The following is a 23633-nucleotide window of genomic DNA, read 5'->3' as shown; positions in this document are numbered from 1 at the left end:
GATAATTTTGAATATTTTGTGAAGTCGTACGAACTTTGAAGCCGTCAAGTCTGAAGGTAAGCCCCCCCTAGTTTAGGCTATCCACAGCGGTACGATGTCGATGCCTGCTCTGCGCCCCAATCTCGAAATTGAATTCATCAAGGCTCCGTTTGAGCCTGTGTATGCCCTTTCATTGTGATGTTGATAAGCTTTGTTTAACTGAGTTTTTAATAAAGATGCGTTATGCTTTCTGTACTCTACATCCACTTTACACATGTGCTACCGTTTCTCCTTTCTTCCCTGCATACTCTGAATATTCTTTAATACCGTAAACATCGGCACTTTTTAATCGATTCATAAGTGTTTCGTTTATAAACAAAAATTCTTTGTCGATATGCCTGCCGAAATGCTGCCAAAGAGGAAGCGTTTCAATCAACCTTCGTAAATTGTTATCATGCTGGATAGTTGGTAAATACAATTTTTCATCAGGTGTGGCACTATAATCCAGAGTTGAGAGCGGCTTTTGCAAATCGTCAATTCTAAGGTAGCGTCGCATGTTTAAAGTATAAAATTCCCTAGCATCAACTTTCTCACGCTTCTTATCGACTACTTTCACTCCCGTGAACTGATGATCAAATGGATCTTCATCTTCAATTATCAATCTAACGACCTCTGACACGAAAATGGCTTCGTGCAATACAAATATATCCGGCATTCTTCCCGAAAAGAGTTTAATCTCTAAATCTGTCTTAGTTCGCCACTCCGGTAATATTGGAGCCTTAAAAATCCGACAATGTGGCCATAAAGGTTCTTGTATAAGTTCCTCAAAGTGATGTTCATACTCAGAGTATGTTCTAGAGCGACCTATACCTCTGGGTGGTATATTCCTTAAAAGTTGAAAACTGATTGATCTTAACAATCCGAAATTCGATAATCGGTAAATCATTTTTCGACAGCCCGTGTCAGTTTATTAATATAAAAATTAGTCACATCGGCTGGGCAATGAAGATGCTAGAACAGATAACGACTCCTCTCCCTGGCCATTACTTCTAGTGAATAAGTCCATCCCAACAACATCATTTTTTCTTAATGCATCCACCATCACTTGATTCAAATAGACGATGCAACGATATTTAAGATTCTTACAGTGGTGGGCTTCAACATTCATTCGACAATGTTGCCATATGGGTAACCTTTCCAAGGTTTCACGAACGCTAGGTGTGTCAATGATCCGTGCCAGAAAATCCTCTTCCAAATCCAATGGGTAAAAACCAAGCTCTTCGCATTTCGCAATGCGGCTTAAAGGCTCAATCGACAAAAAACGCCTTTGATTGAACCAGTAATAGTTTGTTTCAGTGCGAATCGGTTTTCCCAAGTAATCAATCCACTGTATCGGGATGTATTCGTGGTGCATTGTATCTATCATCTCGACGACTGATTTTACCCTATCAGATACAAATAATTGGCTATTTACGCCCCAGATGTCAGGTAAAAGTTCTGTTTCTTTACCTTGGTTTAATCTCAGGTTCAATCCAACAGGGCTCGAAATTGTATTAATCTGCGGGGCCTGGAAAAATTCAATACCTTCTATCTCATGTTGGTGTGACGTTCGAACCATTTTATCTTCATAGTAAACGGTTCCAATCCCCCATCGCAGACAGCCCTCCTTCCCAAGACCGGGAACCGGAAATGCCTCCAGGCGCTCCTGTATTGCAAGTTTAGATAAGAATCGATAAATCATAATATGCCCTTTTTTGTTCACAGACGATTTCTAAAATTTAGGGAGAGGAACCCAGAGGACAGACACTGCTAAAATTCCATAAGCCAATACAAAATATATTCTCAAAACGCTGAATTCTACAGATGAAATATTGGTGAATTTGCCGTCCTGATGATTAAAAGTATAGAATTTTGAGTAATTTCCGGACGATCAACATTTCGAAGACAAAAGCAACTCCTCGCTTGATAAAAAACGAGTCAGGACAGTCGTTTTAAAGGGTGGAAATACTTAGGCTGCGATGGACTTGAACTTTCGCCGTGAATACTGCCGCTCGTATATCGCTTCAAATTGCGTTGATCGAGTTAACCAATCTTGATTGTTCAAGCCTAATCGACAAAGTATGGACGGAAGGTGTTCTGGTGTACTGCCCCGCTTCGAGGGATGCACAGCTCGTCCAGTATAATCCACTAAGTGCAGGTAATCTTGCCAAGTAAAAGGCAAGCCCACTTGAACAGACCCCCTAATCGTTTCTTCGAAGTGAAGCAAGGGTTTGATCGATAAACTAAAGCTGAATAAGGCCCCTTCTGAAATTTGGTTCTGTATTGCCTTTGCAGGATCAAATGCCGGACGTGCCCGTTCTTTCAGGCTGGTGTGATCAGCTTCCTCGGGTGTATCCGCCATATTCGCCCGCACTGGATTGAGATCGACATAAGCCATGCAACTCAACAACGCCTCTTTCGTGAACAAGGCCTGCGACCGAAAGCGCCCTTCCCAAAAATGCCCTGTACAATCAAAGGCCCCTTGAACACAGAACACCAGCGTGCAAGTACATCATCCTGCGACCAATCCAGAGCTTCATTCGGATTCAACTTGATCACAAGATGATAGTGATTGGACATTACAGCATAAGCACAAATATCAACGGTGAAAAGCGATGATAGCGAACGAATACGATCCTCGATCCACTGCCTCCGGTGTTCAAAACTCTGACCGGTTTGATGATCAGCGCCGCAAAGGAATGTGCGACGCACGCATCGGGAAACGATATGGTAATAAAGGGTATCGGCTAAAGATACCAAGCGATCTCGGGGTACAGTCATGGCAAAATCCTTTTTGCTGCGAATGATGGGTTGGCTTGAAGTTATTATGAGGAAGCCATACTGTCAATTCGGAGTGGCAAAATTTGTGATGGCCGTGCCTGTCCCGATGGCCGTGCGATGGCCGTGGATGGCCGTGCTTATCACGCTCATCAATGGACGTTTGCGTTAACAAAGCCGCCCCGTTGGTTATCGGGATCAGACCTTCAGTGAAAATGCGATCACTCGGAAGCCCGGTAACAAAGTGCTTGGAACACAACATGGAAGCGGTATAACCGGTGAGACTTTCAATCGACCCGGTGCAACCGGTCATAATTATTACGGAGGAAATACATGTGGTTTTTAGCCAATTAATAAGCGAATCCCTGAAGTCGTTATTATTGAAGTTTTAAACGACTCCAGACTAACCCTCATCGCACAGGGAGTAACTCAACCGATAGGTTGACGTCGGGACTGGATATTGCGAATTTGGTCACGAAATGAATGGATGATTGGGGTTATTCACGCGATTCTATTCAACTATTCCCTGAAGGGGAAAAGCATTTTAGCCGGTGGCTTTAGCCACCGGTGGAGAGGTACAGTGGACTATATCAAATCGTTTTTACTGGATTAGCGTCAAACGGTGTATTTTTTGCTGCAGACACTCCTCCTTTAAAAGTCTTACTAAACGCTTTTAGATTAGTGCCCGACGATGCTGTCATTTTATCGATGAATAGATGACCCGTTTCTTCATTAAACCGCAATTTAATGTACGAAGTTTCGTAGCCACGGGTGACAATATTCCCATCTCTCGTGACCCACTGATTAGACGTGAAATCAAATGTTCTACTGTTAAATCGGTAGTTAGCCCGGAATAAACCTTCCCAGTAGCTTTGACACTGCGTTAAAGCTGTAGTTTTTTGGAACAAGTTAAGAAAAAGTTGATTACATATTGCTTAGACTTCGCAGTGAAAGAGTTGCTTAACTGATTTAAATTCCAAAAAAGCATTCAATTTTGCTTTACGACATTCACGGCGGGATATTTGTTTAAGACGGCGTTGGATAAAGGGAAAAGAGCTCTGTCCATACAACAGCTTCGTTAAATGACCCCGATATCCCAGTATTAACGGCTCAAATTCCTTCTTCATCAGAGCATCAGATGCAGCTCCGCTATCCCAAGCCAAAATGATCGACTCAATTTTGTGCAAAATTTGCATCCAATAAAAGTCAATAATTCTACACTGATCTAAAGTTAGCTTTGCTGTACCATCTTCCGTTATATAAGTGTCCTTGTTGTCAAACAAATATTTTAGTATTGATAACGCCTTTATCTCTTCTTCATCAACCCCTAATATAACTGGCTCGGTTCCACTAGTTATGATTTGAATATTTTTAGGAGTTAACTGGCCCGCGAAATAAAATGCATGTTTCATTTTCAGATCGTAGTCTTTCGACCAATCAACGATTAGTTTGACAGCTAATTCTTGCTGAGATCTGCGAGTGTTTGCCCAAAAAGTGAAAGAAGCTATAAATACCCCGATAGCAGTGAATAAGGCTGCAGTTTCCCTGATTGGAACTAGCTCTGAACCTAAGAACTCTATAAATTTAAAATTAATAAGTATCGAGGCCAATCCAACGGAACCGCCCAAAACCAGCAAAATTGCAATCCATGTATTTTCGATACGCATAATAAAATCATCAGCTTCCGTGAGTTATTCCCAGAGAGGGTCTGTGAAAATAGCTTCCGAACAGGGCTTGGCAATCTGACCTATAACGCTCAGTCCACAATATATGTTCACGCCATACAAAATCACAATATGAAGAACGAAGAACAGAGCCTCCCATCGTTTTACGACTTAGAAAGGCTTTATATTGGTCAATAGCCTGATCAGATACGGGACCACTCCATCCAAAACGCTCGATTAAACGGTCTTTAATCCAGAACAAATCGATCGAACTTTTGTCATCACCAAGCTCTTCACACTCGACTGCACTTTCGTAGTTAGGTACCTCTCTAAATCTATACTCAGGGGACTTCCAACCACAATCTACCCAGAACTCTTCATCAAACCGAAGCTCACTCAACGCGTTAAAAACTTGTTTTGTAGCGTTGTATTTCTCAATCAGTAACACTTCGGTATCTGAATTTTTTTCGGCTTTAACATGATCCAAATAATAACCAAAATATTGATCGCAAAATTGGTGGTAATTTTTCGTATCGACAATAAACTCATGCCAAGCCCAATCCGCGATCTGTGGCAAGATGAGAAATGATTCCGGTGTCTCTTTTTTGAGTTTAAAAAACTCAATCAAAACATCAACAGAGTAAACAGCGTCCGAGTAATCAATTTCGTAGGTTTGAAATAATAGTTCACGAAGCTGATCAAAATAACCACTGAATACACTAATATCTAATAACGGCTCTCTATCTTTCAAAGCAATTCTCATACCGTTTCTCCACATAAGACGAATAGCCCTAAGTTAATAAGGAAGTAATTTTAATGCGCGAAGCGGAAACTAACTGAACTTCCGTTTTCTGTTATACAAGTCGAATACTAAATAAATGAAAAAGAAAAAGCTGTAATTTTTTTCCTGAAACAACATATATCAAGGCAAAGTAACAGGAAACGTTACTAATATGATCTCTATGCACTAGGAAGGTCAAGCCCTCGACGAAACCACAACGAGAGGAAACATAGGCCGCCAAAGGTGGGCCTCAATTTACCCGTTAAGAAAGTATGTTGAAAGGTGGAAAATCAACAAGAAGAATCATACAAGCCTCTTGCTGGGGATTACCATCAATAAAGTGTTGCGCTTGGAGGAAAAAATAAGGAAACGAACGACCACGAGCCTGCCAGGAATTTTCAAAGAACGCCATCCCTAGGCTATCAATCACATCTACCGTTTTAACACCCATCTGATAGGCCGCCCCCCTCCCCCCGACGATAACAGTATAGCGATAAAAAAACCTTCAAAGTACTCATGACTTTAAGCTCCCTTCGCTCAAGATGCTTGAAAATTATGCCTCAACCTAAAACGTGAGCGAAAATTCCCTGGCAATTTCTTTTATGACCGGCTCTGGACCGGTGATTTTCCATTCGAGCCAGTTGTCCCATTCGAACTCTACTTTTTGGCCATTTTTACTGAGAGTATAGCGATCAAAGTCGATTCCTTTGTCGAAAGCAAAAGGGCTGTACTTTGAAACAACCTTCCAACCTTTTGATTTAAGGTCGTCCAGTATTCGTCCACCTAAATCAGTTTCGATATCTTCTATTTGCAAAATCGTATTCATAACATTAACAAGCATGAATCTAACGCAGAACGAAACAGACCGGTGGTTAAAACCACCGGCTATACCACATAACCCCGGTCGGGGTTAAATTACACCTGTCACTATAGCTGATCAGTGGCCATAAACAACGGTATTGGCACTCAGTCTCAAGTCGGTTAATTACAAGTTACCAATCGTGTTAGCTGGACTGCCCAATTGAATGTCGGTCATGTCAACATCAGTAGCAAAGCTCTTTAAGTCCAACGCCAAAACACCCCCAGGAGTATTGGTTCTGGTGCAGATTTCTACTAATCAATCGCGCAGGCTTGCCAGATCGAGCCACGAGAATTATTCTTGACATCAATGCCCACGCCCCATCCACCCAAGGGCTTATGGATCGCGATCTATTCAATGACCTTCCAAATCGATTTAAACCTGTTAATCCACTGGCTGTATTCGATCTTTATCGCCATCGGAAATTACTTTTCAACCGCTCTGACGGAGATGTTCCAGCAGGGCTTTGCGGATACCACAGCTTACGTGCAATGGTTGCTGGAAGGTTTTTTACTCTGCGCCGTGCTCTGGGCCATTATACGATTATCCTCAGTGGCCCCGGCGTGGATTTCCGCTGGACAAAAATACTTGCTGGCGTCGTTGGGCCACAGTACTCGGATGCGATTGATCAATAGCGTTATCTGGGTGATCAAGCCGAATACCAGCTGGTTGCTGATTGCTCTGGTCTCCAGTCAGATTCCACGTTTTGTATCGGAAGAGTGGGTCATCTTCGCGATGCTTAAGCCAATCGGTGTATTGTATGCACTTTACCGTGCATTGAGGCTCACCAGTGAATGGCTGCTTTCGAGAATGTACAATCGCCAGGATCAGTTTATTCCTGCCGCCACCTGGAATCGAATCCATCGCCATGCAATGGTCATCGCGGCAGTGGGTTGCTTGATGTGGATTACCCCCCTCCTCTGGTTGCCCGGCGCACTCTCGCTCTGGATTGCCCTCTCCTGGATACTGAAACAGCATCAGCCTGTTACCGGTAAATTTCTCGCAAAGTTCAGTCACACGCCCAAAGACAATTGGCTAAACCATGATTCAGCCATGATAGTTTGGCCATTGGTATTGCCATTCGTGCAGGGGATCGATCTGGTATTGCGCAGTCATGAGCTTTTGAGTCTTTCGGAAAAGTATCGAACGTTCAGCCTTCGGGTACTGCACTTCCGCTTGAAAACAGCCATTCCTGAGGAGGAGCCCGGTGAAAAAGATATTGCAACAGAATCCGCCCAGGCCAAGTCCTACCGTTACTGGATACTGGAACGCCCGGAGCATGAACAACCACACATTAGCCAAGACGCATTGCTCGATCAACTGCGCTCACCGGTTTTGTCATGGCTTGCCGAGCAGAGCCCGAGTCAGACACTCCTGATACGAGGTGATCGGGGGACGGGCAAAACCCATTTAGTCAGGCAGCTGTGTCAGACCCTCACCGAGCCGTCTGTCGGGAAACTCTGGCAAACTATATCGATAAGGACGACTCAGCCAGAAGATGTTGAAAAACTGTTCAACGATCTCACCCACTCCGTTCCAAATTCAGATATTCCAGACTGGGGCAGCGGTCCGGATACTCAGGCCACACAGACCTTCGAGGAGATCTCGGCAAGTCATACGGAAATTATCCCTGAGGAAGCACGATCGAAACGCCTGATAATCATCGACAATGCCGAAAATCTTTTTCAGTGTGAACCTGGGGGGTTTGCCGGGCTGAAGCGTTTTTACCAGCTCCTTGAAAACCGCTTGGGAGACGATTTTTATATCATTATTATGCACGGTCAGGCCTGGCAATTTCTGGACCGCTGTTTTCCGCGCCAGCACCCCTTTGATCAAGAAATTGTAATGCCTCGGTGGTCTGCAACGGATATTCGAAAACTGATCCTTTCCCGACACCATGCATCGAAGCGTCGCCTCCAATATGATGATTTATTGCTCTCCGCATTGGCGGGCACCGAGGCGGCATCCTTTCGCGCAGCCGATACACGGGTCTTTAATCTCCTGTGGGAACTGAGCCACGGTAACCCGCTTGTTGCCCTGAATCTTTGGCTCAACTCCGCACAGTTCGATCACAACGACATTACCATCGCTCTGCCGCAACGACCAAATTCAACATTTTTGAGCCAATTGCCCATTGAAGCCTGCTTTCTACTGTTGCAAGTCGTCTATCACCGCACCATATCCTCGGAGGCACTAACTCGGGTAATCCCGATCGCGGACACGAAAATTCAAAACCTGACCCGTCAATGCCTGCAACAGGGCATACTGCAATGGTCCCAGGAAGATCACCTGATCATCAGCCCGACCTGGTACACCCAGGTTATTAATCATCTTTCTCTGAAAAACCTGATCTACGGATAAACCATGGATAGTTCTGTCGCCGAACAAGTCGAAATACTCGGGACCATTCTTCAACCGTCTAAAATCGCGTTATTGTTACTCGGCGCATGGCTGCTCTGGTTCATTAATAACCTGGCCAAGAAGCTGGCCGACCGGCTCATGCTAAATCTGCCCAGCTACCGTTTTCTGCTCCTGCAATCGGTGACTCTTTTTAGTTTCGTATGGTATCTGGGCGGATTTTACGTGCTCGTGGTTGGCGTACTGGATCCACCGAAAGAGTTTATTCTGGCACTGGGCGGCAGCGCAGTTGTCGCTGTCGGTTTCGCCCTGAAAGATGTCGCGGCTTCACTGATCGCCGGGCTGATTTTACTGTTCGACCGCCCCTTTCAGGTGGGGGATCGGGTGAGTTTTTCGGGTGTCTATGGCGAAATCACCAGTATTGGTTTGCGCTCCGTAAGAATTAAAACGCTGGATGACAACCTGGTTACCATTCCAAACGCGAGTTTTATCACGGATGTGGTATCCAGCGGGAACAGTGGTGCCATGGACATGATGGTGGTGGTCGATTTTCACCTTGCAATGGATGCAGACATCTCGTTAGCCCAGCAGCTCTTGCACGAGGTGGTGATTACCAGTCCTTATGTCTACCTGAAAAAGAACATTGCCTTTACCTGCAAAGAAATCGCGCTGTCTGATCGGCTGGCGATCCGGGTGCAAGCAAAGGCTTATGTATTCGACGTACACTATGAAAGTGCGTTTTGCAGTGATATTACCCGTCGGGGAGAAATTATTCTCGCCAGGGAGAATATTAAACGACCGGTTCGATCTTAATCGTTACAGTACATCCCTGTACAAAAAGGCCAGGTACTTGACTCTTGATTTAAAAGAGAAGCACCCGGCACCGGTCTTTATGCTCCGTTTAACGGTTTAACATTTGATTTTCACACGCGCCACATCGAATCCACCTTTACCATCGCTGACACGATAAGTGAACTCCAACACACCACCACGCCAGTTGGCCTGAGGCACGAAGATAATCGAGCCGTCTTCATTCAGGGTAATGATTGCCTGGGATTCCCTTGGAAGATTATCAATGGAAACCACCGTCAGCGTATCACCATCGGCATCCGTATCATTGGCAAGCACATCCAGCGTAATGGTGTCGGTTAAATTCGCAAAGATCACGTCGTTAACCGCTTCAGGCGCATTATTCTCATTGCCTCCGCCATTACCGGAATCATCCTCGGCAACAACGACACTGACGGTACCTGTTGACTCTTCCCCACCGGCTTCGCGGATAGTGTAAGTGAAGCTGTCAGTACCGCTAAATCCGGAGTTTGGCGTGTACACCACAACACCGTTTACAATTTCCACCGAACCATTGGCAGGCTGGGATACGCCGACGATAGTGAGCACACCACCATTAAAGGCGCTGTCATTTGCGAGCACATCAATGGTTACCGGGGTTTCAAATTCCGTTTCTGCACTGTCTGCACCTGAAGTGGGAGCCCCCGGCTGAACGGTCACAGTTACGTTCGCAACGGTCGTTTCAAAACCATCCGTCACGGTGTAGGTAAAGCTGTCGGTACCGACGAAACCTGTGGCCGGAATATACCGGATCAAATCACCCTCAATGCTGACGCTGCCATTCGCGGGGTTACCAACTTGTGTAATTTGCAGGCTGTCACTGTCATCATCACGGTCATTATCCAATACCGGGATCAAGACCGGCGTGTTGGCGCTGGCACTGATACTGTCATTACTGGCCGTCGGTATTGTATTGGTTACGGTAATTTCAATCACCGCGGTAGCCGTTTCCCCCTGGGAATCCTGAATGGTGTATTCAATTTGATCCGTACCGACAAAACCTGCTGCAGGCCGGTAGCTGATAACATCGCCGAAATTAGTCGCCACCCCGTTCGCAGGTTGTGTAACGGCAACAATGGATAATGCTTCACCATCCTGATCGGTGTCATTGGCAAGCGCATCGATGATTGTATCTCCGCTGTTTCGTCGCACGGTAATCTGATCCGCAGCCGCTACAGGGATTGCGTTAAGATAGGTTTTCTCGCCCAGCGTCACTTCCGTTTCTTCTTTCTCGTAGCGGTAAACGTCAACCGTTCGCTTGTGTTGTACCGGGTTGTACATGGAGCGTTTGATCCAGGCGGGTACATTATCAACCTGACGCTGTGTCCAGATCATTTCCCGGGTTTCTTCCTTACCGGGCTGCACAACAACCTCCCGCTCTACTGCTTGCAGGAATTGAATCTGAACCCGGCGGTTCAGGCGGCGGTTTTCCTCAGACGTATTTGGTACCTTGGGTTGTGCTTCCCCTCGTCCTTCCACAAGAATATTGGCCGGATCAACCCCTAATGCGATCAACTGGCGGCGTACGGCCAGTGCACGACGCTCGGACAGCGCCTTATTATAAGCACTGGAGCCCAAATCACAGGTGAAGCCGACAACTGAAATTTTGCCAACAATTGCGCCTTTGTTCAGTTGATTCACGATTTTGCTGATCGCGGACAAGGAGGTTTCATTAAGCGACGATTGATCCAGTCCAAACAGCGCTTCAACTCTCAGATCAACATTGTCCTGCATCAACTTCATTTCAGTGACAGGGGCAACTGCCGGGTTAATCTTCTCGACCTGCTCCTGGGTCAGCACCTTGCTGGGCTGATAAGGATCGCCACCAAAGCTGTAGCGCCACATCAGAATGACACGGGTATCACGATCATCAATTTCGAAGTCCCCTGACTTTTCGATATGCTCAGCACTTAATGCGAGACTATGACGGGTATTCTCGAAAAATTTCTCCACTGCAGCGGACAAGGTAAATTGGTCGGAATCATAGTCACCCACTTCATAATCCAGACCACCCCGGAGACGCACGAGAGACTGATCAAAGTAAGTACCGATACGTGCACCAATACCATAATCGTAGGCGTGTTCAAAAACCCGTGTGGTGGTAGTGGTAAACTCTGTTTGCTGGAAACTACCGGTCGCATCCACGCCGGATAGAATATTCTCCAATGTGGAACGGTTCACGCCCGTTTCACGGGACCCGGTAAAGGATGCGGAAATATAAAGACTGGCAAACAAGTCTTTGTTTTCAAATCCGCCACCCAAGGTAACCTTCCGATCATCTTCCCGGTTTTGATCCACTGCGGCAAAAACCTTGTAGGTTTTCAGTCCATCCGGCACCTGGGCGGGGTCATCCCAATTGACGGTTTCCGAAAGCCAGTGATAGTTTAACTTCAGACCTCCTGCGCCACGACTAAACCAGCCCTCACCAATCCACACTGAATCGCCGTCATCCAGAAAACCATGCATGATTTCTGCAACCAGGTCAAAATCGTCATCGATACCAATTCCAATTCTGGATTGATCACCGATGTAATCAAACTTCACTTGATTTTGATCCCCGGTCAACTGCATATTGCCAGTGTTGTTTGCCGCCGAATCTGACTCTGTTGCATTAGCATGGGCCAGGCTCCCGACCAGTGTAGAGCCACAGAATATAACGTAGAGCGATAAGGGTTTAGTCCTGATCATTTTGCTACCAACCTTGATTGAATGAGTTGATTTTGAGATGCATCCTGCATCGCCCAGAGACAACAGCTAAGTATAGACTGTATACGGCCAGAATGAGACAGTATTCCGGAAGGAATGCCACTGCACGGGGCGACCAGTACCTGATTACCCGAAGAACATCGTTGTTTGAACTGGATGGAGCATCTATCGATACACTCGAAGACGTTCTGGCACAAGAAAAAACCGAAACATACCAAAACAGTGCAACCATAACAAAACGGCGCCACTATATCGAATTTCCCTGAAAAAACCTATGAAATTTATATGAACTGAACCGGTCAAAGGAGAGGCGAATATTTGCAAATCAACAACGGTACAGCGAACCGGCTGTAGCTTGCAGGCCGAGCCAACCAGGAAAGCAGGAAAGGTAGGAAAGCAGGAACAGGGCAAACCTCATAGACTTGCCCTTACAAGGATTTCAGGCGACCGCTTCCAGCGCCAGACCGTACTCACGCTCAAAATGGAACATATTGTTGCCTTCCGGAACCATTCTACAATAATCGCCTAATATACCGGCAGCGACGAGTGACTTCACGAGAGCCATAACCTCAGGCATTTTCTCCACGCTGTAGATGACTGCCAATTCCTGTTCGGTTTTTGCGCCTCGCTGCAAAAGTGTAAGCAAATTCGTTTTCATAAGTTTCTACCTTACATGTTCTCTTGATTATTATTGTGAGGGTGTCCAGATCGATGAAGATTCAAACCCCTTAGCCTGTTATCAATAACAGCGGCTATTCATGTATCTCTCCCTCAACATTTTGCTACATAAACGCAACATTTCTTACACACAGGTCTCATTTTGAAACATCGTGCCCCTTCACGCTTTGGATTTTGCAGTTTTTCACATTCTCACGACCCTGAGCTGTAACATGGAACTACAACATGGAACCACAACTTGAAACTACAACTTGGAACTACAGCGACATCCCCTTGCCTTCCCCCCCAGAAAACAAACTGGTAAAATTCGACCAACTACACCAGCCAACCCCATGCAAGAGGGATTGATATTGACAAACACAATTGAGAAACCGGAACCACCAGAAAGCTGGGAATGCTGTGAAAGTGGCTGCAGCCCCTGTGTTTGGGACCACTACTATGAAGCCTTGAATGAATGGCAAGAGCAACAAACCCGAAATGCAGCTGAAACTGAGACCTAAGGATTCAAATCTCATACAAAAGACTACAGACTTCAGATCAGTCGCTTGCCTAAAATATCGATAAAACTCGGGTACCAGCCACAATTCGAAATCAACTTGGCTTTCGGGATGTGGCGTTCGAATAGAACTAACTTGGAATAAAACAAGCACACCGAGGACTACTCAATTCCTGGCAGGTACGCATGATAACTAAAGTTATATTTGGCATTCTCGCATTCCTGATCGCATTCGTTCCCCTTGTAACCTATGTGTTGCATCTCTATCAAAAAGCACAGCTGCAACGGGCTCGAAAAATCTCTGACCTGACCCAGCGTTATCAGGCACTAAATAAAATTATCAGTGGCACCCCCGCTCAATATTTGAGCCAGGAACTGGCCATCAGCACGATTCGGGATTCGATCCAGTTTCTCGAAGCGCTACTCAAAGTCGTACCGAAAGATCAACGCGTGATTAACTCACTGGCGCTGAAACGCGATCTTCTGGGCCAAACAGAACATGACTATGCCCATGAACAGATTACACTAGGTTCCATAAACGCTGCTCGCGCAGTGCAAGCGCGGCTGCTCGCACTTCGGAATATCATTTCCGTGAAACGGAATCGGGGCCAATTGGACAAAGAAAAAGCGCGAGAATACATCGAGTTTTTAAGTTGGCAGGCGATTCGGTGCATCACTGATGTGCTGATCGCTCGAGCTGAAAAACTAATGGAAGATAAAAATTTGAGGTTGGCTCTGTTCACCTATCAGAGCATCGTCACCGAGTTTCAGAAAATGCCGGAAAATGATCAGGCCAAACGCGCGATTGAACGTTCGCAAGAGCGAATCCAAACGATTCGTAAGGAAATGGAAAAAGTTGTTGAAGAACAGCTAAAAAAACAGAAAGATAAAACCAAGTCCGATATGCGCGAGGCATGGGAACAAACATTTGCCTGAGCACCGCTACCTTCCCGCCTCGTAAGAGGGGAAGGTAGCCTATCGAGCAGAACCAGCTGAACTACCTGCTTGAACGCTCCTGTAACCACGCCACAATCTCAGGCCAGATATCGCGAGGCGCATTACTGCCCGATAAAATTCCCATATGACCACCGGGTACATCCAGTACTTTATGATCGCTGCTGTTGACATGCTTCAACATCGCAACACTGCATTCCCGAGTAACAATTGGGTCATTGGTTCCGCAAACGAGCAACAGATTCGCATTCACTTGATTCAAGTGGCCCATGGCATCATCTACAGCCGGTTCCGGTGCAATCATGGGTAGCTTTCCGTGGGCAACCACATTGTCAGTCAACAAAAATTGAACCACGTCCTGAATAACGGCTCCCGGGTAAGCTACCATGTTGTCAAGGAAGGCACCATTTGTCGCGTGATTGATCACATATTCCTCGGAGTGCAGATTACGAACCAAATCAAGATACCCCTGCACACTGGCCACCGGATTGGTCAGTTTGAACGCCAACGCATTCGCCCAACCAGGAGATCGCCACCAACGACGTTTGGTCTGATGCACACGCCAACCGGTTTTTTTCTCCAGCCAGCGTAATTGTTTCGATAATAACCGGTATTGCTTACCCAGAGCGCCATTGTTGTGATAATCGCAAGGGGCGCCTACCAAGATCAAATTTTCAATATCGGGATCCCCCAGGGCGGTGTAACACAAGCTGAACAATCCACCCAGGCTCCAACCGTGCAGGGAAAGCTTCTGCTGCCCACTGTGCTCTCGGACTTTGGCCAGCAGCTCTGGCATCCAGTCTTTGAAGTAGCTGGCGATCGAGTAATGATTATGCTGCCAGCCGGGTCGCCCCCAGTCCACGAGATAAAGCTCGAACCCTTGAGCTCGAAGATATTTCACCAGGCTTCGATCCGTGAACAAGTCATAGATATACATATTGACCGCCAAGGGTGAAACCAATACCAATGGCGTTTTATGTGTTTTTTTCGCCACCGGCATCATCTTCCCGCCGACAGAGATTTGCGACTCCACTAAAGGAGGGTAATAACGCAGCTTCACTATATCGTGAGAAAAAATCACCTCATACGGTGTTTTCTCTGCCTGCACCAAAGGGTCAGGGTTAAATACCCTTTTTTGGGCATTGGCAACTGAACTTTTCAAGTGGCGTGCCATTTTTAACGGACGGCGACGCAATGACAACAAAGTATCAGGCATGTCTTTCTCTCATTTACACAACGTACAGTTGGACTCGTTCCTCTGAGGCAATGCCTGCAGAGTGCTAATGAGCCCGTACGCACAACACTACAAATTACGGCGCGAATACAGAGGACTATACCTCGCAAGATTCGTGCGTGACTCAGTTCAATAGTCAGAATACCGGAATCGATAAAAACCGGACATCCTGATTCCCTAATTGCTGAAGGGAGGATAAAGCGTATAATAGCGTCTGGCAATGTCTGATAAGACCGATCTATTAGCCGATTAAGTCACTGCCGAACGATGCTCGCGGCAAAGATACACCCTGTGAACAGGCTAGAAGCTACGCACTGCTCGCAAATCATTTCCAAACCCGACCTGGATTCAACCCGACCTAACTGGATTAAACCCGACTTAACTGAATTAAACTCGACTTAAATAGTTCAATAAGGGACTTATGAAACGCAAACAATCATCTCGACACGCCGATTTCATTTCTGATCTGATTACCGACAAGCAACCGATGAATGTGATTCAGGTGGGCATGGGCAACAATATAATGACAACTGCGGTTTGTCTCGCCTTGACCCAAATCGAAGAGGGTTTGCTGACCATTGTCTCTCCACCACTAAGCGCCACAGAAGAACAACCGATTCACCAATTGGACTCGCTGCGAAAAGAAAAACTGGAAACCTCCAACTGGCCAGTGGAATTGGTGGAGGTCGCACCGGAGAAAGTTCTGCCCGACCTGTATTTCCAGAGTCGAACCATGGATTTTGCAATAATCAACGAGCAGCGACGCTTCGATGAAGCGATGATCGCATTTTATTACATCGATATGATGATGCCCCCCGGTGGCACAATTATCATCACATCAGCGGATCGTCCGGTGATGCGCAAATTGTGCCGCTACATGGCCCTGGAACGGCGCTACCCTTGCAGCCCACCCCAACTCGAGAAAAAAGCAGGGCTATTTCTGCGTAAAATGCTCAAGGATCGCCTGGACAAAGCGCCCGCCAAGTTTCGAAACCGTGTGAGAGAATTTGTGAATCCGGATCTACTCGTCACAAATGAAGACCTGGGTATAGAGGGTGATTTGATCATTTTCACCAAGCCGGGTGACCATATATCCAAACGCGAAGACATGGAGTATGAAGCACAATTGAACATGGACTTTGATTCGCTTTTGGAATCCATCATGCAAGAAGATGAAACGCAACCCTGAACCCCACCCCCGGAACCTGCAATAATTTTGCAGAATTTGACATCTCAGGTCATTAATTTTGAGACTCTGATCGTCTTTGTACCATTGAGCAAATGTTAGCCTATGTAAATTAAAACAAACAAATCAACATCAACCTATTCAGGTGGTAAGAAGCCATGTCAACCGTAAACAACAATAAACAGGTCGTACAAAAAACTTCTTCACATCGCTCAAATACTCGACCTACGGCACTAATAGCGTTGAGCCTTGCTGTCAGTCTGGGCTCAGGTTGTGCCAGTCTGCAGCAATGGCATGCCCCGGAAAATCAAAACTCCACAACTGCAGTCCCGGCAACACAGGACGGCGATCCCGATTTAACCGCAGCGACCGTCACCGTCGTGCCTGACAATGCATCATTGGTTGAAACGGTAACCGCCAAAGAGCGCCCAAAAAGTCACGCGGGCCTGAGCCCGATTTCATTGCCCACACCTCCAGACACACGCGGTATCGACGCCACTCAGATTAGTCCAAGACATATCACTCAGGCGCAAACCGGCTACAATCAATCCTCGACGGAAAACACTCAGCCGGTTCTGTTAAGTGCAGCTCCTGACACCGAAACAGCCGAGGAAAAGTCAAAGGAAGTACGGCCAACGCAGGAAGACACACCAAAAACCTCAACCACACCCAGACCGGAAACACAAAAGCCAAGCCTTCCTGACTCAGTGCAAAAAGTCTTAACGGCAGAGACGTCAACGCCTGTCATTCAAACAAAGCGGGCAACGAAAACCACATTAACCGAAAAACATAACTCGCGACCGGGTACAACAAAACAGAGTGAAGACGATGTCACACCAAGTGCGGATGATCTGGTACTGCAAGAGATTAACAATCTCCCCGCTACCGCAGCCGGGATGCCTGCCCCGGCCCTCTCTAATACGATTTCTAACTCCGCCAAAAAACACTTCAGCCAGAATCTGAAGTTTGGTACTTGGGAACTACAACCAAATTGGGATGGCAAGCACCCTGAAGACTGCCGTCTGGTATCGCCAACCAGTGAAGTCACTGGTGCTGGCAACACTTCTCAAGTGTGGCTGTCATTCGAGCCCGATCGTATTTTGGTAAATTCATCATCAGATTTAAAAAGCAGTCTGAAAAAAGCAGGGCTGCGTTTCGACTCCGGCTCCCTGATGCATCTGTCCAAACAGGACATTCCGACACAGGCTGCTTTCAACGGCCAGTTTTCTGCGCCGCTAAGTTCCGGTGAAACGCTCAATATCTACCTCGGCCTTTCGGACTTTGAACCGGCGATTCAGGAAACCAGCTTCGCTCTGGCAACCCACGCAGAGGCAATTGCAGCGTTCAATGCCTGCAATGGTTACTAAAGTCGACTGTTGACCTGAAAATTGAGTGCGATCAGCTCGCCCCAGGATCGCGCTCAGATGGTTATCGTACGACGCGCTCGCCTTCTCCATGACTCAACCTCGATAAATGCTGTTTGCTTGGCCGCTCTGCCCTTGTCCGCTCCGGTCAAGATAAAAGGTTGAGTTAGTCTGAAATCAGACGGTGCTTTGTACGGCCATTCACATTCACGTCTAGACTCAATCAGATTAATCTAATACCTTTATAGGCATACTCACCGCTAAACACGCCTCCAGCAGCTAAGGACCACCATCCATGACCGATCCGTTACCACTCGTTGTCAACGACCTGCACAAACACTTCGGCGAACTGGAGGTGTTGAAAGGCGTATCACTGGAGGCAAAAAAAGGTGACGTCATCTCCATGATCGGCTCATCCGGTTCGGGGAAGAGTACGTTCCTGCGTTGCATCAACCTGCTGGAGATGCCGACCTCTGGTGAGATTATTGTCCATGGCAAGCCTATCGGTTTCAAAGTCAATCGGCGCGGACAACGGGTTCCTGAAAACATGCGTCAGGTTGAAGCGATGCGGGCACGGCTTTCCATGGTCTTCCAGGGATTTAATCTTTGGTCCCATATGACCATTCTTGAAAACATCATCGAAGCACCGATTCAGGTTCTGGGTATGAACAAGGCAGAAGCCTTGGAGAAGGCTAAACATTATCTGCAAAAAGTCGGCATTTATGAACGACGGGACTATTACCCTGCCCAGATGTCTGGTGGCCAGCAACAGCGTGCCGCAATTGCCAGGGCCCTGGCAATGGAGCCGGAGGTCATGTTATTTGACGAACCCACCTCGGCACTTGACCCCGAACTGGTCGGCGAGGTGTTAAAAGTGATGCGCAGTCTCGCAGAGGAAGGTCGAACCATGGTCGTGGTCACCCATGAAATGGCTTTCGCCAAAGACGTCTCCAGCCAAGTCGTATTTCTTCACAAAGGCATCATTGAGGAATGCGGGTCACCGGATAAAGTGTTTAATAACCCAAGCTCAGAGCGGATGAAAATCTTCCTCGCGCCCAAGTATTAGGATATGACGACTAAAGTGGACTGGAGAGTTATTCAATTTGCATCAATACTACAACTTAAATCCAAACCGTGGTTCGAAGTAATACGATCACTCGAAGTAAAGCTATAGTTCAAAGAGAAGCTACAGCTCAAAGTAAAACCACAGTCCAAGGTAAGGCCATAGTTTAAGTCAAAACTAAAGCTTAAAGGAAACCGGCAATTTAAGTTAATACCTCTTTTTTACTGTAATATAACCTTAACAACTAAAAACTGAATAATGGCTGACTTGACGAGCCAGCACACTAAAAAAAGCAAGCACGGAGTACCTTACACAATGAATAAGCGATCACGATCTCTATCCTGCATTGGAGCCTTTTTACTCTCGGTAATCGCAATCGGCACACAAGCGGCAGACACCAGCTCGCTGCGCATCGCAGTCGATGTACCCTATGAACCCTTTGAATTCAAAAAACCCGACGGTACCTTGACCGGGTTCGAAATTGATCTCGGCAACGCGGCCTGCAAGGAAATCGGTGCAAAGTGTGAATGGATCATTCAGGCGTGGGACGGCATCATTCCAGGCCTGCTTGCACGCAAGTATGATGCGATAATGTCTTCCATGTCGATCACCGAAGAACGTGCCCGCAAAGTATTATTCTCTGATGGTTACTACAACACCCCCTCGGCCTGGTTCGGCAAAAAAAGCATCGCCAGTCTTGATGTTTCAAGCGGGGAAGGTCTGAAAGGTAAAGTCATTGGCGTGCAACGCGGCACGGTGCAAGACAATCATGTGACCCAACAGTTTTCCGCCTTTGCTGAAATAAAACGCTATACCACGGCGGATGATCTGGTACTCGATTTAAAAGGCGGACGTCTTGATGTCGTTTTTGTGGATTTTCCCGTGGGTGAGTCCACTGTCCTCAATGATGCTGATTACTCTCAAATCGGCGAAGGCGTGCAAATCGGTGAAGGCATCGGCATGGCGTTCCGCAAGCGGGACAAAGAGCTGGCTGACAAGTTCAATGCCGCACTTCAGAAATTGAAGACCAATGGCGTGTATGACGACATTATGAAAAAGTATTTCAGCTACAGCATCAAAATGTAATTTCGGGGAGCCCCCTGCCGGAGCAGCAGTATGTTTGACCTTGAAGGCTACGGCCCGTCTATATTCAAAGGCGCAATTCTGACATGCGAAGTTGCGTTTCTTTCCCTTTTTCTGGCCATTATTCTCGGTCTCCTTGGCGCTACCGCCAAACTCTCTAACACGCCACCACTCAGGGCTGTTGCCACCGGCTATACCACCCTCATTCGCGGCGTGCCCGACTTGGTTCTCATGCTGTTGATTTATTTCGGCGGACAGGTTGTGATGAATGCCATTTCGGATTGGCTGTATGACGAGTTTGGCGTGGATTATTTCGTCCAGATTAACGAGTTTGTCGCTGGAGTAATTACCATTGGCTTTATCTTTGGCGCGTACATGACAGAAACGTTTCGAGGCGCTTTCCTGGCGGTTGATCGCGGTCAGATTGAAGCCGGTATTGCCTATGGCATGACGTCTGGTCAACGCTTTCGACGGATTCTGTTTCCACAAATGATGCGTCATGCGCTACCGGGACTGATGAACAATTGGCTGGTACTGTTAAAAACGACTGCTCTGGTATCCATTCTGGGGCTTGCTGACATGGTTCGACTTGCATCTGAAGCCGCCAAACAAACCCATGAACCCTTCAAGTTTCTGTTACCGGTTGCCCTGGTTTACCTGATACTGACATCGATTTCAGAAATTGCCATGAAGTATCTGAACCATCGCTACAGCGCCGGATTGGTAAACAAATCATAGGCAAATCAGGTAGAGAAAATGATTATGGCGGAGTGGCTTACAGAATTATTTGCTGCTAACGATATTTTTAACGCAACAACGCTGTTGCATTATTGGGATGGCTTTGTCAAAACCGTTCAGCTGGTATTTTTGTCGCTCGTGATCGGTCTGATCATAGCCCTCCCCCTCGGAATTTTGCGCACCTCGGAAAAACGCTGGATTTCCTGGCCGATCTGGTTTTACACCTACGTCTTTCGAGGCACTCCACTGCTGATTCAACTCTATATCATCTATTACGGCGTAACAGTGATTGATGGCATTCAGGAGAGTATCTGGTGGACGATTTTTAAAGAGCCCTTCTATCCGGCATTAATCGCCTTTGTGCTCAATACGGCGGCCTACACCACAGAAATTATTCGTGGCGCGATTGAACAGACACCCCGCGGGGAGCTTGAAGCCGCCCGAGCCTATGGCATGTCTGCCGGGCAAACCCTGAGACGAATCATATTGCCGAACGCCCTGAGAAGAGCACTTCCAGCTTACAGTAACGAAGTCATTTTTATGCTGCATGCCAGTGCCATTGCCAGTGTCGTGACCATCGTTGATCTAACGGGTGCCGCACGGGATATCAATGCCCGCTTTTACGCACCATTTGAGGCATTCGGGTTTGTTGCACTGATCTATCTGGTATTAACCTTTATTCTCATTTTTATTTTCCGAAACTTGGAAAACCGCCTGATGGCCCATTTGAAACCCCGGGCCTGATCTGCAGCGATGACCGTGTAGAGGGCTGCAAACTGGAGGACAAAGAACGATGGCCGAGCGCAAAGCAAGTTCAATAAGCCTGCCAGAGAAGTGTGACCTCTTTGCCCCCTACTCCAGTTTTCTGGAGGCCACACTGCACTGGGAAAAACACCTCGGACAACCGGACGACTATCCTGCCTGGTTGGTCAAAAGTATGGCCCCCGACGGTCATCAAATCCGGGGCTTTCAGTGTTTCCACCCGGCGCAGGGCGTATTGATCCTGCATCCTGTAAATTTCGCATCGACCCGATTGCTGCTTTCCTGCGGCATTCACGGCAATGAAACCGGTCCAATCGAATTAATAGATCGGTTGCTTAACTACGCACTCCGGTATCCGGAAGCCGTCAGAATTCCGATCTGTATTATTTTGGGAAACCCAAAAGCGATGCTCCGCCAGGAACGCTTTACAGAAGCGAACTTGAACCGGATGTTCTCAACTCATCCCACTACGGCGCAGCAGTACGAGAGCTGTCGGGCAAAAGAGCTGCAAAAAATAACAGAACACTTTCTCAGTTCCGGAGAAAAACGACTGCACTTCGACTGTCATACCGCAATACGCAGTTCAAACTTTGAGCAGTTTGCGGTATATCCCACTGCGCACCCGGATTGTTTGCCCGATGAGCAGCGGGATTTCCTACAAGAATCCGGCATCGAGGCGGCTCTCATTCAGAATAACACGGGCTCAACCTTCTCAGCCTACACGCAACGCCAATGTCAGGCACAAAGTTTTACTCTGGAACTGGGCCGGGTGGCGCCCTTTGGACAAAACGATCTGAAAAACTATCAATTGCTATCGGATGCCCTGCTGCAGCTGATCAACAACCAAGCGGACAGTACAGTCCATGTTCGAAACCCGGCCGCAAAACCACTCAAGGTGTTCAACGTTGTGCACGAAATTATTAATACCGGTGATGGCTTCCAACTGATGCTGGATGAAGATGCTCCAAACTTTACGCCGTTCAGCAAAGGAGCGCTGGTCTGGCGAGACCCGTCCACTGAGTATCGGGTGAAATCCGGTATAGAATTCATTGTGTTCCCGAATTCCAAAGTGGGTAAAGGGCAGCGTGCTGGCTTAATTGTCGGTATCACACAACAATACGGGTGAAACAAGACAGGCGAAACAAGACTTGCACAGCGCCGTTACAGAACATCACCTAAACGTTCGATCCAGTCCTGCATTTCGGAACTGGCATGCTCCCGCTGGGAAACAGTCAGTGTCGGAAGCAGAACGATCAAAAGCTCATCCAGCGCGGCATTGTTGTCATTTCGGAGCTGTTTGTACTCGGGAGTCCACCAGACGCTAAAGTCCTGAGACCAGCGTTTGAGTTCAGCCACATTGTCATCCAGAGCAAACTGCATTAACCTGGCCCGCCACTGGCGGCTGTTCTGAATCCGGATGCTCTGTTCATCGGGCATGAGTGTGGTGTGCTGTTTAACCATTTCAATCTGGACATCAGACAAATCACCAAACCATTGCTCAAGTTTTTCGATTCGCCATTCATCTTTAGCCGCTTCACTTTCAGTAAACTCAAACCAGTCACCCTCCTGTTCCTTTGCAAATACTTCAAATGCTTCGGCATTTTCAGCTGTAAGCGTGAGCAATAATGGCTGGAGCAAAGGCCAGGAAAACTGCATAAATTGCCCCTGTCGACGGCTTAAAGTCTCTCGAAGTGAACGAATAGCCAGATGTCCCTCACCCTGATCCCAACGTGAGCGAACGGTCTGTAGGTCTTCAATTAACCCCGGAAAATCCTCTTTTCTCAACCAGTCACGAATCTCCAGTGCGGCGGAACTAACCTGCTGTTTTTGTTGTTCTGATAAATCGAGCATATTGCCCAGCTTCCAGCGGGCAAAGAAATCAAGATGCTCAAACACGAAAGAAAAGCCAAAATTACTGCAGCCCGGTAGCATGGTGACCAAGACCAAAAGCAAAACTTTGCTCCGATTCAGAATATGATGCATTTGGTACCCCTGTTTTTCCTGATTAAACAACCAAGACCGTCAACCTGTGTAGATCACCAGACCCGTTTACAAGCCCCTT

At 47.1% G+C, this 23633-nt stretch carries 22 protein-coding genes and 1 pseudogene; 12 read left to right on the top strand and 11 right to left on the bottom strand.

Features of this window, described 5'->3' with window-relative positions:
• Nucleotides 1–247: 247 nt before the first annotated feature.
• The 7 genes and pseudogenes from OLMES_RS29005 to OLMES_RS07770 all read right to left on the bottom strand — a co-directional run bounded on the left by OLMES_RS29005 (nt 248) and on the right by OLMES_RS07770 (nt 6067).
• Nucleotides 248–925: an imm11 family protein gene (locus tag OLMES_RS29005; protein ID WP_408635140.1), complete on the bottom strand. Its 678-nt coding sequence runs from the start codon at nt 923–925 to the stop codon at nt 248–250.
• A gap of 36 nt (nt 926–961) precedes the next feature.
• The gene (locus tag OLMES_RS07795; protein ID WP_198343262.1) at nt 962–1741 is read right to left on the bottom strand and encodes an imm11 family protein; all 780 of its coding nucleotides are present in this window, start codon (nt 1739–1741) and stop codon (nt 962–964) included.
• Nucleotides 1742–2338: 597 nt separating this feature from the next.
• Nucleotides 2339–2799, bottom strand: a pseudogene (locus tag OLMES_RS28265) (transposase); the annotation flags it as partial.
• A gap of 932 nt (nt 2800–3731) precedes the next feature.
• The gene (locus tag OLMES_RS07785; RefSeq protein WP_087460738.1) at nt 3732–4463 is read right to left on the bottom strand and encodes a hypothetical protein; all 732 of its coding nucleotides are present in this window, start codon (nt 4461–4463) and stop codon (nt 3732–3734) included.
• A 10-nt stretch (nt 4464–4473) separates the two neighbouring features.
• Nucleotides 4474–5223 (bottom strand): glycine-rich domain-containing protein, encoded by a 750-nt coding sequence (locus OLMES_RS07780; RefSeq protein WP_087460737.1) that lies wholly within the window; start codon nt 5221–5223, stop codon nt 4474–4476.
• A gap of 280 nt (nt 5224–5503) precedes the next feature.
• The gene (locus tag OLMES_RS07775; protein ID WP_087460736.1) at nt 5504–5692 is read right to left on the bottom strand and encodes a hypothetical protein; all 189 of its coding nucleotides are present in this window, start codon (nt 5690–5692) and stop codon (nt 5504–5506) included.
• Between the two features lie 114 nt (nt 5693–5806).
• A complete protein-coding gene (locus OLMES_RS07770) occupies nt 5807–6067 on the bottom strand; it encodes a hypothetical protein (protein ID WP_157678211.1) in 261 nt (86 codons plus the stop codon).
• Between the two features lie 342 nt (nt 6068–6409).
• Here OLMES_RS07770 and OLMES_RS07765 point away from each other — a divergent pair, with 342 nt between their 5' ends.
• Both OLMES_RS07765 and OLMES_RS07760 read left to right on the top strand, forming a co-directional pair.
• Entirely contained in the window at nt 6410–8461 is a 2052-nt protein-coding gene (locus tag OLMES_RS07765) for an ATP-binding protein (RefSeq protein WP_232465352.1), read from the top strand.
• Nucleotides 8462–8464: 3 nt separating this feature from the next.
• The gene (locus OLMES_RS07760; protein WP_087460733.1) at nt 8465–9271 is read left to right on the top strand and encodes a mechanosensitive ion channel family protein; all 807 of its coding nucleotides are present in this window, start codon (nt 8465–8467) and stop codon (nt 9269–9271) included.
• A 96-nt stretch (nt 9272–9367) separates the two neighbouring features.
• Here the strand turns inward: OLMES_RS07760 and OLMES_RS07755 are convergent, their stop codons facing one another.
• Complete coding sequence (locus OLMES_RS07755) at nt 9368–11995, bottom strand: Ig-like domain-containing protein (protein ID WP_087460732.1); 2628 nt, start codon at nt 11993–11995, stop codon at nt 9368–9370.
• A 92-nt stretch (nt 11996–12087) separates the two neighbouring features.
• On the opposite strand from OLMES_RS07755, the gene OLMES_RS07750 reads away from it, so the two are divergent.
• Nucleotides 12088–12279 carry a hypothetical protein gene (locus OLMES_RS07750; RefSeq protein WP_087460731.1) on the top strand — a complete coding sequence of 64 codons (192 nt, stop codon included), beginning with the start codon at nt 12088–12090 and terminating at the stop codon, nt 12277–12279.
• Nucleotides 12280–12452: 173 nt separating this feature from the next.
• Here the strand turns inward: OLMES_RS07750 and OLMES_RS07745 are convergent, their stop codons facing one another.
• Nucleotides 12453–12671 carry a hypothetical protein gene (locus OLMES_RS07745; protein WP_087460730.1) on the bottom strand — a complete coding sequence of 73 codons (219 nt, stop codon included), beginning with the start codon at nt 12669–12671 and terminating at the stop codon, nt 12453–12455.
• A 370-nt stretch (nt 12672–13041) separates the two neighbouring features.
• Between OLMES_RS07745 and OLMES_RS07740 the strand changes: the two genes are divergently transcribed.
• Both OLMES_RS07740 and OLMES_RS07735 read left to right on the top strand, forming a co-directional pair.
• Nucleotides 13042–13191, top strand: a complete 150-nt coding sequence (locus OLMES_RS07740) for an oxidoreductase-like domain-containing protein (protein ID WP_232465290.1) — start codon at nt 13042–13044, stop codon at nt 13189–13191.
• Between the two features lie 182 nt (nt 13192–13373).
• Complete coding sequence (locus OLMES_RS07735; RefSeq protein ID WP_087460728.1) at nt 13374–14123, top strand: hypothetical protein; 750 nt, start codon at nt 13374–13376, stop codon at nt 14121–14123.
• 61 nt (nt 14124–14184) lie between these two features.
• Here OLMES_RS07735 and OLMES_RS07730 read toward each other — a convergent pair whose 3' ends face one another.
• A complete protein-coding gene (locus tag OLMES_RS07730) occupies nt 14185–15357 on the bottom strand; it encodes an alpha/beta fold hydrolase (RefSeq protein ID WP_232465289.1) in 1173 nt (390 codons plus the stop codon).
• A gap of 439 nt (nt 15358–15796) precedes the next feature.
• Here OLMES_RS07730 and OLMES_RS07725 point away from each other — a divergent pair, with 439 nt between their 5' ends.
• The 7 genes from OLMES_RS07725 to OLMES_RS07695 all read left to right on the top strand — a co-directional run bounded on the left by OLMES_RS07725 (nt 15797) and on the right by OLMES_RS07695 (nt 22697).
• Nucleotides 15797–16564 (top strand): hypothetical protein, encoded by a 768-nt coding sequence (locus OLMES_RS07725; RefSeq protein ID WP_087460727.1) that lies wholly within the window; start codon nt 15797–15799, stop codon nt 16562–16564.
• Nucleotides 16565–16719: 155 nt separating this feature from the next.
• Nucleotides 16720–17928: a hypothetical protein gene (locus tag OLMES_RS07720; RefSeq protein ID WP_087460726.1), complete on the top strand. Its 1209-nt coding sequence runs from the start codon at nt 16720–16722 to the stop codon at nt 17926–17928.
• Nucleotides 17929–18220: 292 nt separating this feature from the next.
• A complete protein-coding gene (locus OLMES_RS07715; RefSeq protein ID WP_087460725.1) occupies nt 18221–18991 on the top strand; it encodes an ABC transporter ATP-binding protein in 771 nt (256 codons plus the stop codon).
• 312 nt (nt 18992–19303) lie between these two features.
• On the top strand, nt 19304–20074 hold the full coding sequence (locus tag OLMES_RS07710; protein WP_087460724.1) for a transporter substrate-binding domain-containing protein: 771 nt from the start codon (nt 19304–19306) through the stop codon (nt 20072–20074).
• Between the two features lie 30 nt (nt 20075–20104).
• Entirely contained in the window at nt 20105–20809 is a 705-nt protein-coding gene (locus tag OLMES_RS07705; protein ID WP_087460723.1) for an ABC transporter permease, read from the top strand.
• 24 nt (nt 20810–20833) lie between these two features.
• Nucleotides 20834–21553: an ABC transporter permease gene (locus tag OLMES_RS07700; protein ID WP_087464386.1), complete on the top strand. Its 720-nt coding sequence runs from the start codon at nt 20834–20836 to the stop codon at nt 21551–21553.
• A gap of 49 nt (nt 21554–21602) precedes the next feature.
• Complete coding sequence (locus OLMES_RS07695) at nt 21603–22697, top strand: succinylglutamate desuccinylase (RefSeq protein ID WP_087460722.1); 1095 nt, start codon at nt 21603–21605, stop codon at nt 22695–22697.
• Between the two features lie 35 nt (nt 22698–22732).
• On the opposite strand, the gene OLMES_RS07690 is transcribed toward OLMES_RS07695, so the two are convergent.
• Complete coding sequence (locus OLMES_RS07690; RefSeq protein ID WP_087460721.1) at nt 22733–23554, bottom strand: DUF6279 family lipoprotein; 822 nt, start codon at nt 23552–23554, stop codon at nt 22733–22735.
• Nucleotides 23555–23633 lie beyond the last annotated feature (79 nt).

It is taken from the genome of Oleiphilus messinensis (assembly GCF_002162375.1).
GTDB classification, from domain to species: domain Bacteria; phylum Pseudomonadota; class Gammaproteobacteria; order Pseudomonadales; family Oleiphilaceae; genus Oleiphilus; species Oleiphilus messinensis.
This window is presented reverse-complemented; position numbering and strand designations above follow the sequence as displayed.